Genomic DNA, 15,922 nt, shown 5'->3' with positions numbered 1-15,922 from the left:
TATGGACCGCGCGGCGTGCTGGCAACCCGGGCGGAAGTCACGGGGCCGGCAGCTTGATGGTGACCTCGACCCCATCGCTCGAGAACACGCGGTCGATCGATCCCCGCAGCTGCTTGGCGGCGCCGGTCATCAACAGGCTGCCGAAACCCTGTCGCTCGGGCTGGACGCCGTCGCCGGGGCAATCCTCGACCCAGCGGATCACGATCAGGTCGCCTTCGTGCAGCCACCGCACGCGCAGCACACCGCCCGACTTCCAGCACCCGTACTTGACCGCGTTGGTGGTCAGCTCGTGCAGGACGAGGCCAAGCGGGGTCACCTGCTTGGCGGGAAGGTCGACGCGGGGGCCGTCGAGCTCGACCTTGCGCGTCGAGGCGAGGTAGGGACGCACGGTCGTCTCGATCAGGGACTTGAGCGACGCCACCGGCGTCTCGAGCGTCCCTTGCGTCACCTCGTGCGCGGTCAGCAGCGCGTGAATTCGCTCGGCGATCCGATCGACCACCGGCTTTGCCTCCGGCGCGTCCTTGGCGCTCATCCGCACGATCGCGAGGATCACCGCAAACAGGTTCTTGACGCGGTGGTTGAGCTCGCGCGCGAGCAGGTCCGCGCGGTCCCGCGCTTCCGCCAGCGCGGTCGCCTGCGCCGCTTCCGCCTCGGCCCTGGCGGTGCGGACCGACAGCTTGAGGCCGAGCCAGAGCGCGACGAGGATCAGCGCCAGCAGCCCGACCAGCAACGGCATCACGCGGCCTTCGGCGCGCGCCGCGTTCTCGGACGCGTCGAGGAGGATGCCGCGCTCGATGTCTTCGAGCTCGCGCACGGCGATGCGCAGGCGTTCCATCGCTTCCTGGCCTTCGTCGGTGAGGACGAGGCGCCGCGCGCCGATCAGGTCGCCGTTCTCGATCAGGCGGAGCGACTGGTCGATCTCGGCGAACTTGGCATCGCCCAGGTTTTCGATTTCGTCGAGAAGATCGCTCTGTCGCGGCGTCGTCGTGTCGCCGAGCAGCTTGCGCAGCCGGCTCATCGTCGGCGCGTACTGTTCGCGCCCGAGGTGGTACGCGGCCAGGTACCGGCGATCGAGCGTGATCAGGTAACCGCGCTGGCCTGTCTCGGCATTGACCGCCGACCGGCCGATGTTGCCCAGCTCGGTAAGCACTGCGTTGGTGCGCGCAACCTGCGCGCGCTGCGCACGTTCGGCATCGATCGTGTTGAAGATGAGGAACATTGCCAGCAGCAGGGCTGCCGCGACGACGCCAAACGTGGCGAACGTGCTCCACCGCCTTCCCAACCGGGGCAGGGTGAATGGCGCGGCTGGGGGGCCCGCCTCGGTCGTCCTCTCGTCCATTCGATTGCCCGGTTAGGGACGGATCGTTGCGGCCACAAGAACTAGTGCGCAGCGCCCCAATTGGTTCCGTGCCCGATCTCGATCCCGAGCGGGACGTCGAGCGCCACGGCCGGCAGTGCGGCCTCGGCCATCACGCGTTCGATCACCGGCGACGCCCTGCCGACATCGCCCTCCGGCAATTCGAAGACCAGTTCGTCGTGGACCTGCAGCAGCATCCGGACGTGACCGAGCCCGGCGTCCTCCAGCGCGGGCATCATCCGCGCCATCGCGCGTTTGATGATGTCGGCGCTGGTGCCCTGGATCGGTGCGTTGATCGCGGCGCGCTCGCTGCCCTGGCGCTCGGCCTGGTTGCCCGACCGGATCCGCGGAAACCAGGTCTTGCGGCCGAACAGGGTTTCCGAATAGCCGCGCTCGCGCACCCGCTCGAGCGTGGTGTGAATATAGGCCTGGATGCCCGGGAACCGCTGGAAGTAGGTGTCGATGATCGCCTGCGCCTCGTCCGCCTCGATGCCGAGGCGGCCGGCCAGGCCCCAGCGGCTGATGCCGTAGAGGATCGCGAAGTTAACCGTCTTGGCGCGCGCGCGCGTCTCACGGTCGACCGTGCCGAACATTTCTTGAGCCGTGCGCGCGTGGATGTCTTCGCCCGCGGCAAAGGCTTCCTTCAGTTGCGGCACGTCGGCCATGTGCGCGGCGAGGCGAAGCTCGATCTGCGAATAGTCGGCGGCGAGCAGCACGTTGCCGGGCTCGGCCACGAAGGCCTCGCGGATCTGGCGGCCGATCTCTGTGCGGATCGGAATGTTCTGCAGGTTCGGATCGGTCGACGACAATCGCCCGGTCTGCGCGCCGACAAGGCTGTAGCTGGTGTGCACGCGCCCCGTTTCGGGATTGATCGCGGCCTGCAGCGCGTCGGTGTAGGTGCTCTTGAGCTTGGTCAGCTGGCGCCATTCGAGCACTTTCGTCGCGACCTCGGCTCCCTGCGCGGCAAGACCCTCGAGTATCGCCTGGTCGGTCGAATACTGCCCGCTCTTGCCCTTGCGTCCGCCCTTGTAGCCCATGCGGTCGAACAGGACGTCGCCGAGCTGCTTGGGACTGCCGATGGTGAACTCGACCCCGCAGCAATCCCACACCTCGCGTTCGATCCGCGCCGTCTCGCGAGCAAATTCCTTGCTCAGCTTCGCCAGCGCGGCGCGGTCGACCTTGATGCCGTGTCGCTCCATCGCCGCGACGACGGGGATCAGCGGCCGGTCGACACGCTCGTAGACCCGGGTTCCGCCTTCTTCGGCGAGGCGCGGTTTCAGCGTCTTGTAGAGCCGCCAGGTCACGTCGGCATCCTCGGCGGCGTATTCGGTCGCGCGGTCGAGCGGGACTTCGCCGAAGGGGATCGCCTTCTTGCCGGTGCCGCAGATGTCCTTGAAGGCCAGCGTGGCATGGCCGAGGTGGCGCTGCGACAGCTCGTCCATCCCGTGCCCGCCGCCGATCCCCCCGGCACCGATTCCGTCGAGGCTGCGGCCCGCGTCGAGCGCGAAGCTGACGATCATCGTGTCGTCGATCGGGGCGACGTCGATGCCGGCGCAGCGCGTCAGGATGTTGAGGTCGTACTTGATGTTCTGGCCGACTTTCAGCACCGCGTCGCTGGTCAGCAGCGGCCGCAGCGCGTCGTAGGCGGCCTGCCGGTCGACCTGCTGGGGCCTCTCGGCGAACATGTCGCTGCCGCCGTGTCCCAGCGGAATGTAGCAGGCGTCGTTCGGCCCCAGCGCCAGGCTGATGCCGGCGAGTTCCGCCCGCATCGCGTCGAGGCTGCTGGTCTCGGTATCGATCGCCACCAGGCGCGCCGCGAACGCGCGGTCGATCCACTGTTCCAGTCGTTCGAGGGTGGTCACGCATTCGTAGGCCGAGCGGTCAACCGCGGGCAGCTCGGGCAGGGGCTGGCGATTGCCCGCGGGCGAGGCGGCAGCACCGGCGGTCTGGGGCTTTGCCGGGTTGAGCTGGGTCGGGCGGTCGGGGCTGCCCTTGCCCGCATCGAGCCGCTTGAGCAGGCTGGTAAAGCCGTGTTCCGCGAGGAACGCCGACAGCGGTTCGGCGGGGACGCCATCGAGCTTCATGTCGTCGAGCGCGATCGGCAATTCGCAATCGCTCTTCAGTTCGACCAGCACACGGCTCAATTCGGCCATCGCGCGACCCTCGATCAGCCGTTCCTGCAGCTTCGATTTCTTCATCTGGGGCGCGGCGTCGAGCGCGGCGGCGAGGCTTCCGTATTCCTGGATCAGCTTCGAGGCCGTCTTGGGGCCTACGCCGAAGATCCCGGGAATGTTGTCGACGCTGTCGCCCATCAGCGCGAGCACGTCGCCCACCAGTTCGGGCGGCACCCCGAACTTCTCGATCACCTCGTCGCGCCCGATGCGGGCGTTCTTCATCGTGTCGAGCATGTCGATGCAGCCGCCGGTTTCGACACCGGGCTCGAGATCGTCCTCGGCGCACTGGCCGATGAGCTGCATCATGTCCTTGTCGGAACTGACGATCGTAACGTCCCAGCCCCGGCGGGTCGCAGCCTTGGCGTAGCTTGCGATGAGGTCGTCCGCCTCGAGGTCGTCCTCCTCGATGCACGGCAAGCTGAACGCGCGCGTCGCGTCGCGAATCAGCGGAAACTGGGGGACGAGGTCCTCGGGCGGGGGTGGGCGATTGGCCTTGTACTGATCGTAGAGCGCGTTGCGGAAGCTCGTCGAGCCCTTGTCGAGGATGACCGCGAGATGCGTCGGCCCGTCCGCCTTGTCGAGATCGTCGGCCAGCTTCCACAGCATCGTCGTGTACCCGTAAACCGCGCCCACCGGGGTTCCGGCGGGGTTGGTCAGCGGCGGCAGCCGGTGGTAGGCGCGAAAGATGTAGGCCGATCCGTCGACCAGGTAGAGATGCTGCTTGTCTGCCATCGCGGTCCTGCTAGCAGCCGCCGGAGCCGGGGTCAGCCTTATTTCCCACGCCCAGAAAAATGGCGGAATCCCGGCATTTCTGGGGCAAATTGCGGCGAAAATCGGGCCGAATCGCCACAATTCGCTTGCAGCGCCACAAAGCGGCCATTATTTGGGGCCGGCACGGCGGTTGCGCCGGGCTTTTACAACGCTGTTCAAGGAACAACGACTATGCGTAAGATCATCCTCGCCGCCGCCGCTGGCGCCGCCGCCCTGACCCTCTCGGCCTGCTCGGAAAAGACTGAAGACGCCGCCGCTGAGACCGCCGATTCGGCGATGGCCGACACCGAAGCCAATGCCGACGCGATGGGCGAAGCCGTCGAAGGCGCCGCGGACACCACCGCCGCTGCTGCCGACGACGCCGCCGCTGCTGCGGAAGCCGAAGTGCAGGACGAGACGACTGCCGAAGCGCAGGCCGACTGATCCTTCGCATTTCGCGAAAGACACGAGAGGGCGGTGCCGCAGGGCGCCGCCCTTTTCGTTTGTCCGGCCTGTTCGGCGCTGATGCGCGGCACTAGGATCCCAGGATGACCGCGATCGTCTTCGTCCTGTTCCCCGGTGTGACCCAGCTCGACCTGACCGGGCCGGCGCAGGTCCTGTCGCGGTTGCCGGGCGCGCGGGTGACCGTTGCTGCCGCGACGCGCGACCCGGTTGCGACCGATTCGGGCTTCGCGATGCTGCCGACCGCCACGTTCGACAGCGCGCCGTCCGCGGATATCCTCTGCGTTCCCGGCGGCCACGGGGTTGCCGATGCGCTTTCGGACGAACCGTCGATCGCCTTCATTCGCGCGGCGGCGGAAAGCGCCCGATGGGTGACGAGCGTGTGTACCGGCGCCTTCCTGCTCGGCCGCGCGGGACTGCTTGACGGGAGGCGCGCCACGACCCATTGGGCCTATGCCCACCTGCTTCCGCTGGTCGGGGCGTCTCATCAGCCCGGACGCGTCGTGGAGGACGGCAATCTCCTCACCGCGGGCGGGGTGACCGCGGGCATCGATTTCGCCCTGACGCTCGTCGCGCGCGAGGCGGGCCAGGCCGTGGCCGAAAGCATACAGCTATCGCTCGAATACGATCCGCACCCGCCGTTCGACAGCGGGACCCCGGCCACCGCCGGAATGCGGCGCACGCACGCGCTCAGGGCGTCGGTCTACGATGACGCGGCTGCGCGGATGGAATCCGCGCTGCGCGATCGGGCAGGCAACCCTCAGTAGGTGGCGTTGGCGTAGGCGCGGGCGGGCGTCGCCTGGTAGCCGTCGTATAGCGCGCGGGCTATGCTCGCGATCTTCGCGTCGCGGGCGGGTTTGGAACCTTGCCCCGTCACGTAAATCGCCACCGCGATCGCCCGACCATCGGGCGTGTGGATGATGCCGATGTCGCTCGCGGTGTTGCTGAGCGTGCCGGTCTTGTGCGCCACCTGCGTGCCATCGGGCAGCATGCCCTTCATGCGCCGGGCGCCGGTGCGGCAGCGTTCCATCGCGCCCAGGATCACCTTGCGGCTCGATTCCCTGAGGAACTTGCCCTGGTAAAGCCCGGCCAGCAGGCGGACCATCGTCTGCGGGGTGGCGCTGTCGCGGATGTCGATCCGCTTGGCGGGGTCGATTTCGCCATCGTCGCGCACGAGGGTCGCGATGTCGCGGGTCAGGTTGAAGTCGGGCATCCCGTTGCGGCTCGCCCAGGCGTTGACCGCGCTCGGCCCGCCGACCACCGCCAGCAGGGCATCGGTCGCCGGGTTGCTCGACCGCGTGATCATCATCTCGATAAGGTCGATCGCCTGGAACCGCTGTCCGGGCACGACGGGCGCCTTGGCCGACGAGAAGCGGGCGGACGCCACCGGCACCATCAGCGGAAACTCGCTCGTCAGGCTCCAGCGGCCCTGCTCAACCCCTTCCATGAAGGTCGCGGCGATTGCGATCTTGCTCGTCGAGGCCATCGGGAAACGCTGGTCGCCGAGCACCGAAACCTCGCGCCCGCTCGCCAGGTCGACCGCGTACACGCCGATGCGCCCGGCGGATCCGTCGGCGATCCGGGCCACCGTCGCCTCGAGCGGCCAGTCTGGCTGGGCGTCGAACCGCTGCGGCGCCCGCACGTCAGTGCCCAGCATCGAATCGAACAGCTGGTTGAATTCGGCGCTGTCGGCCGCCTGCGCGCTCGTGGCGCTCGCAAGCCCGAGCGCGATTGCGGCCCCCAGCCGCGCTATCCTTCCTAGTGCCATGACCCCACTCTCATCCCATCATGCTTATCAGGGACTTAACGGCATCGAGAAAAAACGATCAACACCGCTACGACGAAGAGTGGCGCATGCGCGGTACGAAGCGCAAGCCCCTTTTCGCGGCGGTCCCGCGGCGGGCCGATGTCAGATCCCGAACGGGAAGGTATCCGCCGCACCGTCATGCGGTTCATGGCCGGCGGGCTCGAGCGCGCTGGTCTCGTCGAACCAGACGTAGGCATCGAACTGTTCGGACAGGCTCGCCTCGCTGTAGTGGCTCCATCGCTCGCTTTGCGGGCGATAGATGACGCCGATGAACCGTTCCAGCCGCGGTTCGGCGAGGCGCGCCCGCAGCGCCGGATCGGCCCCCGGAATCACCAGGAATCGCGGTATTCCGGTCTCGTGACACGGATGTTCGATGCTGTCGGGGCGCGAGGGCAGCACGCGCTTGACCTCGCGCTCGCCGTCCCAGTCGCTCGCCGCCGAAACGGTGCCCGTATGGGTGCCGAAACCGACGAGCGCCACGTCCTCGCCCCACCGCTCGCGTGCGAGCTGGCCGATGTTGTGTTCCCCCCGCACGGCGCCCATGTCGGTCGCCCGGGCATCGCCGATGTGGCTGTTGTGTGCCCACACCAGCGCCTTGGCATCGGGTCCGCCGTGATCGAGGAGATGGCCAAGGGTCTCGGCCATGTGCGCGTCGCGCAGGTTCCAGCTTTCCGAGCCGCCGTAATACATCACCCGGTAATAGCGCTCGGCCGAGGCGACCAGGCGGGCGTTCATCGCGGCGCCGAACCCTTCGCCATCGCGGACCAGCGCCGCGTCGAGCAGTTCGCGGCACTGGTCGACGACCGCGTCTTCGCAGGCGGCGTAGCCGGCGGACACGGCCGCGCGGCCATAGACCGCGGGATCCGATTGCCACGGGGTGAGGCACCCGTAGCGTTCGCGCGCGACCGCCGCCGCCGCGGGATCGGTCTCGTCGAGATAGGCGAGCACCGCCGCAATCGAACCGGCCATGTTGTAGATGTCGAGGCCATAGAAACCGGCCATGGCATCCGGCGCCCGGTCGCGGTTGATCGCGTGCAGGTCGTGCATCAGCCGGGCGATCGCCGGGTTGCGCCACATCCAGGTCGGAAAGCGGGTGAACGGGCGCGGGGCGTCGGCGCGGTGCGGCAGGTGGCGAATCGCGCGGTCGAGGACCGCCGCGTCCGGCCAGTCGGCCTCGGCCGCGACGATGGTGAAGCCGTGCGTTTCGACGAAGCGCCGGGTGATCGCGGCACGCGCTTCATAGAATTCGCGGGTTCCGTGGCTGCATTCGCCGAGCATGACCACGCGCCGATCGGCAAGACCGTCGAATGCCTCGGCGAAACCGTGGTCGGCGGGGTCCGGCAGGGTGACTGCGTGGGCGGCGATCAGCTCGGACAGCGATGCGGCCCGGGCCGGCCGGTGGTCGGTCCGCGAACGCGCGCCGTCCTCCGGCACAGCGCCGGGCAGAAGGGGCACGAACCGGACCGGCGCAATGTCGTGGCCGGACCATTGCTCCTGGCCCGTGCGGGTGATGCAGCGCAGCTGCTGCACGTCCTCGCCCCCGACCGGCATCACCAGCCGCCCGCCGATCTTGAGCTGGTTCATGAGCGCGTCCGGCACCGCCTCTCCGCGTGCGGCGACAAGGATCGCGTCGAACGGCGCCTGTTCGGGCAACCCCGCCATGCCGTCGCCGGCGATCACTTCGCAGTTGTCGTATCCGAGCGCGGCGACACGCTCTGCGGCCTCGCGCGCAAGCACCGAATGGCGCTCGATCGCGAATACTTCGCCTGCCATCCGCGACAGCACCGCCGCCGCATAGCCCGACCCCGCGCCGACCTCGAGGACCCGGTCGGCGGGGCGAATCGCGGCCGCGTCGATCATCGCCGCGACGATGTAGGGTTGGCTGATGGTCTGCCCCTCCCCGATCGGGAGCGGTCCGTCCTCGTAGGCAAACTCGCGCATCTCGGCCGGGACGAACGCCTCGCGCGGCACCGCACGGAAGGCGTCGAGCAATCGCCGGTCGGTCAGGCCGCGGCGGGTGATCTGGCGTTCGACCATCCGCGACCGGCGTGAGTGTTCGTCACCCACGACGCCGTCAGGCCCCCTCGATGACCTCGAGGATCTCGGGACCGGGCATTCCGGTTACCTGCTTGTCGATTTCCGCGACCAGCACGTCCCTGGTCTCGACATGGAAGTGCCGGCGCATCTCGCCCAGCGTATCGGGGTCGGCGACCACGACCAGTTCCTCGATCCAGTGCTGCAGTACCGCGCGGTTGAGCCAGCTGGCGGCCGAGGCGGCATGATCGAGTTTTTCCTGCGTGTGATAGTCGTCGCTCTTGGGATCGTGATGCCCGAACGCGCCGCTTTCCTGCTCCCCGTCGAGCGACGGCTCCTCGACGAGTTCGAGCTTCGCCTCGTCGGGTGTGCCGCCATTGCGCATGAGCAGGAAGCGTTCGCCATCGGCGATCGCCACGTGGGCCTTTGCGGGTATTCGCATTTCCTGGTCTCCTCTTTCCTATCAACGGGTCGCCGCCCCCTCGGTGCCGGAAAAAGTGCGGCGCTCGCCTGCTAGGCCGGCGCTCTCTGCGGCAAGGCGGTTTCGCCTGGCGCGCGCGTGAGGTCCGTGCCGGTCACTTCGTCGGTGTGCACTTCGAACCGGGTAAGTTCGGCATGGCCGAATGCGGTGGTGATCGCCGTGTCGGTCGCGTCGCGGCCGCGCGCCATGACGATGCGGCCGATCCGCGGCGTGTTGTGGCGGGCATCGAAGGTATACCAGCGCCCGCCGAGATAGGCCTCGAACCAGGCCGAAAAGTCCATCGGCGCGTCGATCGGGTCGATCCCGATGTCGCCGAGGTAGCCAGTGCAGTAGCGCGCAGGGATGTTGACCGCGCGGCACAGGGCGATGGCAAGGTGCGCAAAGTCGCGGCACACGCCGCACCGCTTGTCGAACACCGAGCGCGCGGTGTTCTCGGTGCTCGCCTTCATGTAGTCGAACTCGATCCGCTCGTGCGCCGCGGTCACCAACGCCTGCGCGCGTGCCCAGCCCGGCGGATGGTCCCTGGCGATCTTCCACGCCTCGTCGGCAAGCCTGGTGACCTCGCAATAGCGCGAGCTCATCAGGTACGGCAGCGTTTCGTCGGGCAATTCCTCGACCGGGATCTGGCGGGCATCGGTATCGACCGCGTCGGGCTGACCGCTGTCCTCGATCACGAAATCGGCGCTGAGCCGTATGCCCCCTTCGGGCACCACGAAGCGCGTCGCGACGTTGCCGAAGGCATCGATGAACCGGCGCGCCGGGACCTCCGGTTCGGTGCGCAGGATCTCGGGCGTGCGCAAGTCGCCCTGGCGTTCGGGCCTGACGTTGAGCAACGCCACCATCGGCACGGGCACGGCGGTTTCGAAGGCGATGTCGTAGCCGGTGCGGATGAGCATCAGGCGGGTTCCTTGTGCGGGAAATGGGGATGCCGGGTCTCGACCTCGAGTTGCTTGATCCGGACATCGACGTTCATGTCGATCTGGCTGCCCTTGACGCCGCGCCAGGTGCCCGAAAGCGGGGTGGCCTGCTGCGGATCGCGCGCCACGGCGACCCGGATCAGGCCGCGGTTGCCGACGATCCCGTTGGTCGGGTCGTATTCCACCCAGCCCGATCCCGGCAGGAACACGCGCACCCAGGCGTGGGTCGAATGCCCGCCGACGCGGGCGTTGTCGTTGTCGGGCTGGTAGAGGTAGCCCGACACGAACCGCGCGGCGAGGCCGAGCGATCGCACCGCTTCCATCATCAGCAGTGCAAAATCGCGGCAGGTGCCCGATCCCAGCGACAGGGTCGTCAGCGGCGGCTGGATTCCTTTCGTTTCGCGCGGCTGGTAATCGAAATCCCGCCTGATCGCCTGGGTCATCCGCTTGAGCAGCGCGAGGGTGCCGCCGGCATTGCCAGGTTCGACGAAGCCCATCGCCCAGTCGTCGATCACGCGGTCGCGGTCCGAATAGTCGCGCTCGATCGAGCGAAGCAGGTCGGGCATGTCCTCGGCCGAGTAGGTGAACGGGTAGCAGGCGGCGTAGGGTTCGACCTGGATGTGCTCCTCGCAAGTCGGCAGGTGCTCGACTTCCGCCGAGCCGCGAATCTCGAGGGTGTCGGCCCGCCGGTCGAACGTCGCGATCGCGACGGCGTTGCCGAACACGTCCTGCAGCCAGCGCAGCGAGACCGGCTCGGGATCGATCTCGAGCGAGGCCGACAGCACCCGCTGGTCGTAACTCTCGCGCGGCCGCACGAGAATCCGGTGCTCGCCGAACGCGACGTCGCGGCGATAGCGGTAGCGGGTGACGTGGTTGATCGAGACTGTCGGCATCAGGGATTGGGATCGGGATTCGGCGTCCGGGTTGGCCAGCTTGCAAGAAACGTGCGAATGGCGCTGGCCCAGATGGCCAGACCTATCCTTCTCAACCCGCGAGACCCGAATCCGGTCCGGAAAATCCCGCCGGTCCGGGGCGATAGTCCCTTCGTCCTGGTCGGGGACCATGCCGGGAGCGCGATTCCCACGGGGCTTGGAGACCTTGGACTAGGCGCGGCCGACCGCGCGCGGCACATTGCGGTGGACCTCGGCTCGCGGGCGCTCGGCGATGCGCTTGCCCGGACGCTCGCGGCGCCTTTCGTGAGCCAGGTCTATTCGCGGCTGGTGATCGACTGCAACCGCGATCCGGCACGTGCGGATTCGATCGTCCCCGAAAGCGACGGGACGCGGATACCGGGAAACGTCGGGCTGTCGGCCCCCGCGCGCGAGGCGCGGCGAACCGAGATTCTCGAGCCCTACCAGGCGGCCATCGCGGAGATGCTCGATGCGCGGCCGGACCCGATCCTGATCGCGCTTCACAGCTTTACGCCGGTGATGGGGGGCGCGGCGCGACCCTGGGAGATCGGGGTGCTGCACGACGGCCGCCGGAACGACTTCGCGCTGCGCGTGCTCCGTGCATTGCACCGGCGGGGCGACCTCGTGGTGGGTGACAACGAGCCCTACCGGATGGACGATACCGACTACACCGTGCCGCGCCATGCCTACTCGCGTGGGCTGCGCTATGCCGAGATCGAGGTGCGGCAGGACCTCCTGGCCGACGATGCCGGCACGGCGCGGATCGCCGCGATCCTCGCCGGGGCGTTCGGCGCGGCCCTTGAGCCATAGAAAAAGGCCCGGCGGATCGCGCCGCCGGGCCTTCGCTGGTTCGGTTCGGCGCGGGCCTAGAAGCCCATGCCGCCCATGCCGCCCATGTCGGGCATGCCGCCGCCAGCGGCGGGCTTGTCTTCCGGCTTCTCGCTGATCGCCGCTTCGGTGGTGATCAGCAGGCCGGCGACCGAGGCCGCGTTCTGCAGCGCGGTGCGGACGACCTTGGTGGGATCGATCACGCCGGCCTGGACCAGGTTCTCGTAGGTGTCGGTCTGGGCGTTGAAGCCCATCGTCTCGTCGTTGCCGTCCATCAGCTTGCCCGAGACGACCGCGCCGTCGTGACCCGCGTTCGAGGCGATCTGGCGCACCAGCGAGGTGAGCGACTTGCGGACGATGTCGATGCCGCGGGTCTGGTCCTCGTTGGCGCCGGTGAGGCCCTCAAGGGCCTTCTGCGAGTACAGCAGCGCAGTGCCGCCGCCCGGGACGATACCTTCCTCGACCGCGGCGCGGGTTGCGTGAAGCGCGTCGTCGACGCGGTCCTTGCGCTCCTTGACCTCGACTTCAGAGGCGCCGCCGACCTTGATCACGGCCACGCCGCCGGCGAGCTTGGCGAGACGCTCCTGCAGCTTCTCGCGGTCGTAGTCGCTGGTGGTCGCGTCGATCTGGGTGCGGATCTCGCCCACGCGCGCCTTGATGTCGTCGGCCGAGCCGGCGCCATCGACGATCGTGGTGTTGTCCTTGTCGATCGACACGCGCTTGGCTTCGCCGAGCATCCCGAGGGTGACGTTCTCGAGCTTGATGCCGAGGTCCTCGGAGATCATCTCGCCCTTGGTCAGGATCGCGATGTCCTGCAGCATCGCCTTGCGGCGATCGCCGAAGCCGGGCGCCTTGACCGCCGCGACCTTGAGGCCGCCGCGCAGCTTGTTGACGACGAGCGTGGCGAGCGCCTCGCCCTCGATGTCCTCGGCAATGATCAGCAGCGGACGGCCCGACTGCACCACCGCCTCGAGGATCGGCAGCATCGCCTGGAGCGACGACAGCTTCTTCTCGTGGATCAGGATGTAGGGGTTATCCAGCTCGACGGTCATCTTGTCGGGGTTGGTGATGAAGTACGGGCTGAGGTAGCCGCGGTCGAACTGCATGCCCTCGACGACGTCGAGCTCGAATTCGAGACCCTTCGCCTCTTCGACGGTGATCACGCCTTCCTTGCCGACCTTTTCCATCGCCTCGGCGATCTTTTCGCCGACTTCGCGGTCGCCGTTGGCCGAGATGATGCCGACCTGGGCGATTTCCTGGCTGCCCGAGACTTCCTTCGAGCGGCCCTTGATGTTCTCGACGACCTTCTCGACCGCGAGGTCGATGCCGCGCTTGAGGTCCATCGGGTTCATGCCGGCGGCGACCGACTTCATGCCCTCGGTCACGATGGCCTGGGCCAGCACGGTGGCGGTGGTGGTGCCGTCACCCGCGTTGTCGTTGGTCTTCGAGGCCACTTCGCGCAGCATCTGCGCGCCCATGTTCTCGAACTTGTCCTTGAGCTCGATCTCCTTGGCGACGGTGACGCCGTCCTTGGTGATGCGCGGCGCGCCGAAGCTCTTGTCGATGACGACGTTGCGGCCCTTGGGGCCGAGCGTGACCTTCACCGCGTTGGCGAGGGTGTCGACGCCGGCGAGAATGCGTTCGCGCGCGTCGCGGCCGAACTTAACGTCCTTGGCAGCCATGTTGGTTTCTCCTGGAATTCGTCTGGATTGGGAAAGGCGTCAGGATGCGGCGTTCAGCCGATGATCCCCATGATGTCGCTTTCCTTCATGATGAGAAGGTCTTCACCGTCGATCTTGACCTCGGTGCCCGACCACTTGCCGAACAGCACGCGGTCGCCGACCTTGACGTCGAGCGCGATGCGGTCGCCGTCGTCGTCACGGGCGCCGTCGCCGACGGCGACGATCTCGCCCTCGCTCGGCTTTTCCTGCGCGCTGTCGGGAATGATGATGCCGCCGGCGGTCTTGCTGTCAGCCTCGATGCGGCGGACGAGAACGCGGTCGTGCAACGGACGAAATGCCATGATGCTTAGCCTCTCTCGATTGAGTGAACTCTTGGCACTCTCATGAAGAGAGTGCCAGCGCCGGCGCATTTAGTGCGCGCGCAAGCGAGGTCAACCGGTCGCGGGCAAGATTTTCGGCGGGCGTTCGGCCGCTGGCATCAGGCCGAAGCGTTCGCGCAGCAGCCACCGTCCGAGCAGGCCGGCCGAAACGGTTACCAGTGCGACGAGCAACCCGATCCACACACCCAGCCCGCCGAGCGGGGTACGGAAGCCGAGCCAGAGCATCGTCGCAAGACCCGGAATCCAGAACCCGGCCAGCGCGATCCACATCGGCGCGCGGGTGTCCTGTAGCCCGCGCAGGGACCCCGCGGCAACCGCCTGGAACCCGTCGAACAGCTGGAACGCCGCGGCGACCCGCAGATAGAGCACCGCGTATCCCACCGTCGCCGCGTACTGCGGCGCCCGGGGATCGATGTAGAGCGACAGCAGGGTCAGCGGGGCGACCAACATCGCGGTCGCCGTGGTCAGCATGAAGCCGGTGCCGACCACGATCGCCGACCAGCCGGCGCGGGCGATGCCATCGCGGTCGCCGGCGCCGTAATAGTACCCGACGCGGATCGTGGCCGCCTGCGATATGCCGAACGGGACCTGGAACGCGAACGAGGCGAGCTGCAGCGCCAGCGTGTGTGCGGCGAGCTGGTCGGCGCCGATCCGCCCGATCATGAACGCGGCGCTGTTGAACAGGCCGCCTTCGGCGATGATAGTCAGCGTCACCGGAGCGCCGAGCACCGCGAGGCGGCGGAAATAGCGCCAGTCCGGGCTCCACCACCGTCCAAAGATGTGGAACGCGCGCAGTCGCCGGTCGGCCTGGATCAGCGCGACATAGGCGAGCACGCCAAGCCAGGCGGTGACGCTGCTCGCAATCGCCGAGCCGATCATGCCGAGCGCGGGAAACCCGAAATGGCCGAATACGAGCGCGTAGTTGCTGAGCGCGGCGAAGCCGACCTGCAGGCCCACCACCATCGTCGCGATGACCGGCCGGTCGAGCGCCGAAACGAAGCTCCTGAGGACGTTGCAGACGAGCATCGGGATCGCCGCCCAGCCGAGCACGGCGAGAAATTCCCCCGCGCGGGCGGATATCTCGGGGTCCTGCCCCGTCATCAGCATGAAGGCCTCGCCCCGGTGCATCGCGATGGCGAGCAGGGCGGCGCTTCCGACCGCGAGCCACAGCGCCATGCGCGTCGCCCGCCTCACCTCGCGCACGACCCCGGTGCCCCGGCCGAGCGCAGCGGCGATGAGCGCGGAGACGATGCCGGTGAGGCCGGTCAGCGACCACATCAGCGTGCCGAACAGCGCGAACGACAGGCTCGCCGCGGCCAGCGGAATGGTGCCCAGCCGGGCGATGAACATCACGTCGATCGCCCAGACCATCATCTGCAGCAGGTTCGCCGCGGCCAGCGGCCAGGCTAGCGAGAGCGTCGCGAGGATCTCGCGCTTCCACGCCGCCCGGGCGTCGGGGATGCCTGCGTCCGACATAAAGCCGGCCCGGATAGGCGCGCGCGGTTGCCCGCGAAAGCGCCGGCTGAACCGGCGGCATATTTTCGCTTCAGCTTGCGGCAAGCGTGTCACAGCCTAAGAGGCTGGCCATGATCCGCATCCTCACGACCGCCGCCGCCGCAGCCCTCGCCGCCGTCGCATTGCCAGCGCACGCGGGCGAGCTTTACGGCGGTGTCTACAAGCACGCGGTCGACACGCCGTTCACGCTCGATTCGGGCGAACGCGGGGTCGACCTCCAGCTCGGCTGCCGGCTCGATCCCGTGCTCCCGCTCGCCAGGATCGAGCCCTACGTCTTCGGCTCGGTCAACACCGCCGAAGGGGGAACCGATCTCGTCGGCGTCGGGGTGAGCCGCAAGTTCGGGCTCGGGGGGGTCTACCTGCGACCGGGCGTGGGGCTCGTCCTGCACAACGCGCCCGAAACCCGGGTCAGTTCGACCAGCGGCCTCAGGACCGACCTCGGCAGCCGGGTTCTCTTCGAGCCGGAGATCGCGGTCGGCATTGCGATCGCTCCCCGCGCGACCATCGAGGCGAGCTGGGTGCACATCTCGAACGCGCGGCTGTTCGACAGCCAGCAGAATCCCGGCATCGACATGATCGGGCTGCGCGCCAATCTGAAGCTTTGACCCCGCACCGTCTGCGCCT

At 68.1% G+C, this 15,922-nt stretch carries 14 protein-coding genes; 4 read left to right on the top strand and 10 right to left on the bottom strand.

All coding sequences use genetic code 11. From position 1 onward, the window contains the following. Positions 1-37 precede the first annotated feature (37 nt). Together N0B51_RS01225 and polA are read right to left on the bottom strand one after the other, a co-directional pair. Positions 38-1,339, bottom strand: coding sequence for a sensor histidine kinase (locus N0B51_RS01225; RefSeq protein WP_259960368.1), 1,302 nt, complete (start codon positions 1,337-1,339; stop codon positions 38-40). Between the two features lie 41 nt (positions 1,340-1,380). Beyond that, positions 1,381-4,263, bottom strand: a complete 2,883-nt coding sequence (gene polA / locus N0B51_RS01220) for a DNA polymerase I (RefSeq protein ID WP_259960367.1) — start codon at positions 4,261-4,263, stop codon at positions 1,381-1,383. A gap of 210 nt (positions 4,264-4,473) precedes the next feature. Here polA and N0B51_RS01215 point away from each other — a divergent pair, with 210 nt between their 5' ends. Together N0B51_RS01215 and N0B51_RS01210 are read left to right on the top strand one after the other, a co-directional pair. Then, the gene (locus N0B51_RS01215) at positions 4,474-4,725 is read left to right on the top strand and encodes a hypothetical protein (RefSeq protein ID WP_259960366.1); all 252 of its coding nucleotides are present in this window, start codon (positions 4,474-4,476) and stop codon (positions 4,723-4,725) included. Positions 4,726-4,829: 104 nt separating this feature from the next. Next, positions 4,830-5,510 (top strand): DJ-1/PfpI family protein, encoded by a 681-nt coding sequence (locus N0B51_RS01210; RefSeq protein WP_259960365.1) that lies wholly within the window; start codon positions 4,830-4,832, stop codon positions 5,508-5,510. Here the strand turns inward: N0B51_RS01210 and N0B51_RS01205 are convergent. The 5 genes from N0B51_RS01205 to N0B51_RS01185 all read right to left on the bottom strand — a co-directional run bounded on the left by N0B51_RS01205 (position 5,504) and on the right by N0B51_RS01185 (position 10,875). Beyond that, a complete protein-coding gene (locus N0B51_RS01205) occupies positions 5,504-6,511 on the bottom strand; it encodes a serine hydrolase (protein ID WP_259960364.1) in 1,008 nt (335 codons plus the stop codon). The genes N0B51_RS01210 and N0B51_RS01205 overlap by 7 nt on opposite strands. A 141-nt stretch (positions 6,512-6,652) precedes the next feature. After that, positions 6,653-8,617: a protein-L-isoaspartate(D-aspartate) O-methyltransferase gene (locus tag N0B51_RS01200; RefSeq protein WP_259960363.1), complete on the bottom strand. Its 1,965-nt coding sequence runs from the start codon at positions 8,615-8,617 to the stop codon at positions 6,653-6,655. Between the two features lie 7 nt (positions 8,618-8,624). Beyond that, the gene (locus tag N0B51_RS01195; protein WP_259960362.1) at positions 8,625-9,026 is read right to left on the bottom strand and encodes a baeRF12 domain-containing protein; all 402 of its coding nucleotides are present in this window, start codon (positions 9,024-9,026) and stop codon (positions 8,625-8,627) included. Between the two features lie 71 nt (positions 9,027-9,097). Continuing rightward, a complete protein-coding gene (locus N0B51_RS01190) occupies positions 9,098-9,961 on the bottom strand; it encodes a transglutaminase-like domain-containing protein (RefSeq protein WP_259960361.1) in 864 nt (287 codons plus the stop codon). Then, on the bottom strand, positions 9,961-10,875 hold the full coding sequence (locus N0B51_RS01185) for a transglutaminase family protein (protein WP_259960360.1): 915 nt from the start codon (positions 10,873-10,875) through the stop codon (positions 9,961-9,963). Before N0B51_RS01185 ends, N0B51_RS01190 begins: the two co-directional genes overlap by 1 nt. 84 nt (positions 10,876-10,959) lie before the next feature. On the opposite strand from N0B51_RS01185, the gene N0B51_RS01180 reads away from it, so the two are divergent. After that, a complete protein-coding gene (locus N0B51_RS01180; protein WP_311201822.1) occupies positions 10,960-11,703 on the top strand; it encodes an N-formylglutamate amidohydrolase in 744 nt (247 codons plus the stop codon). Between the two features lie 56 nt (positions 11,704-11,759). Here the strand turns inward: N0B51_RS01180 and groL are convergent, their stop codons facing one another. From groL to N0B51_RS01165, 3 genes are all read right to left on the bottom strand, one after another. Further along, positions 11,760-13,403: a chaperonin GroEL gene (gene groL / locus N0B51_RS01175; RefSeq protein WP_259960359.1), complete on the bottom strand. Its 1,644-nt coding sequence runs from the start codon at positions 13,401-13,403 to the stop codon at positions 11,760-11,762. A gap of 53 nt (positions 13,404-13,456) precedes the next feature. Next, entirely contained in the window at positions 13,457-13,744 is a 288-nt protein-coding gene (gene groES, locus N0B51_RS01170; protein ID WP_259960358.1) for a co-chaperone GroES, read from the bottom strand. 90 nt (positions 13,745-13,834) lie between these two features. Continuing rightward, positions 13,835-15,259 (bottom strand): MATE family efflux transporter, encoded by a 1,425-nt coding sequence (locus N0B51_RS01165; protein ID WP_259960357.1) that lies wholly within the window; start codon positions 15,257-15,259, stop codon positions 13,835-13,837. Between the two features lie 110 nt (positions 15,260-15,369). Here N0B51_RS01165 and N0B51_RS01160 point away from each other — a divergent pair, with 110 nt between their 5' ends. After that, on the top strand, positions 15,370-15,903 hold the full coding sequence (locus N0B51_RS01160) for an acyloxyacyl hydrolase (RefSeq protein WP_259960356.1): 534 nt from the start codon (positions 15,370-15,372) through the stop codon (positions 15,901-15,903). The last annotated feature ends 19 nt before the right edge of the window (positions 15,904-15,922 follow it).

The sequence above is a fragment of the Tsuneonella litorea genome, from assembly GCF_025154015.1.
Taxonomy (GTDB): domain Bacteria; phylum Pseudomonadota; class Alphaproteobacteria; order Sphingomonadales; family Sphingomonadaceae; genus Tsuneonella; species Tsuneonella litorea.
Note: the sequence above shows the minus strand (reverse complement) of the source record. Positions and strands in the feature narration are given on the sequence as shown.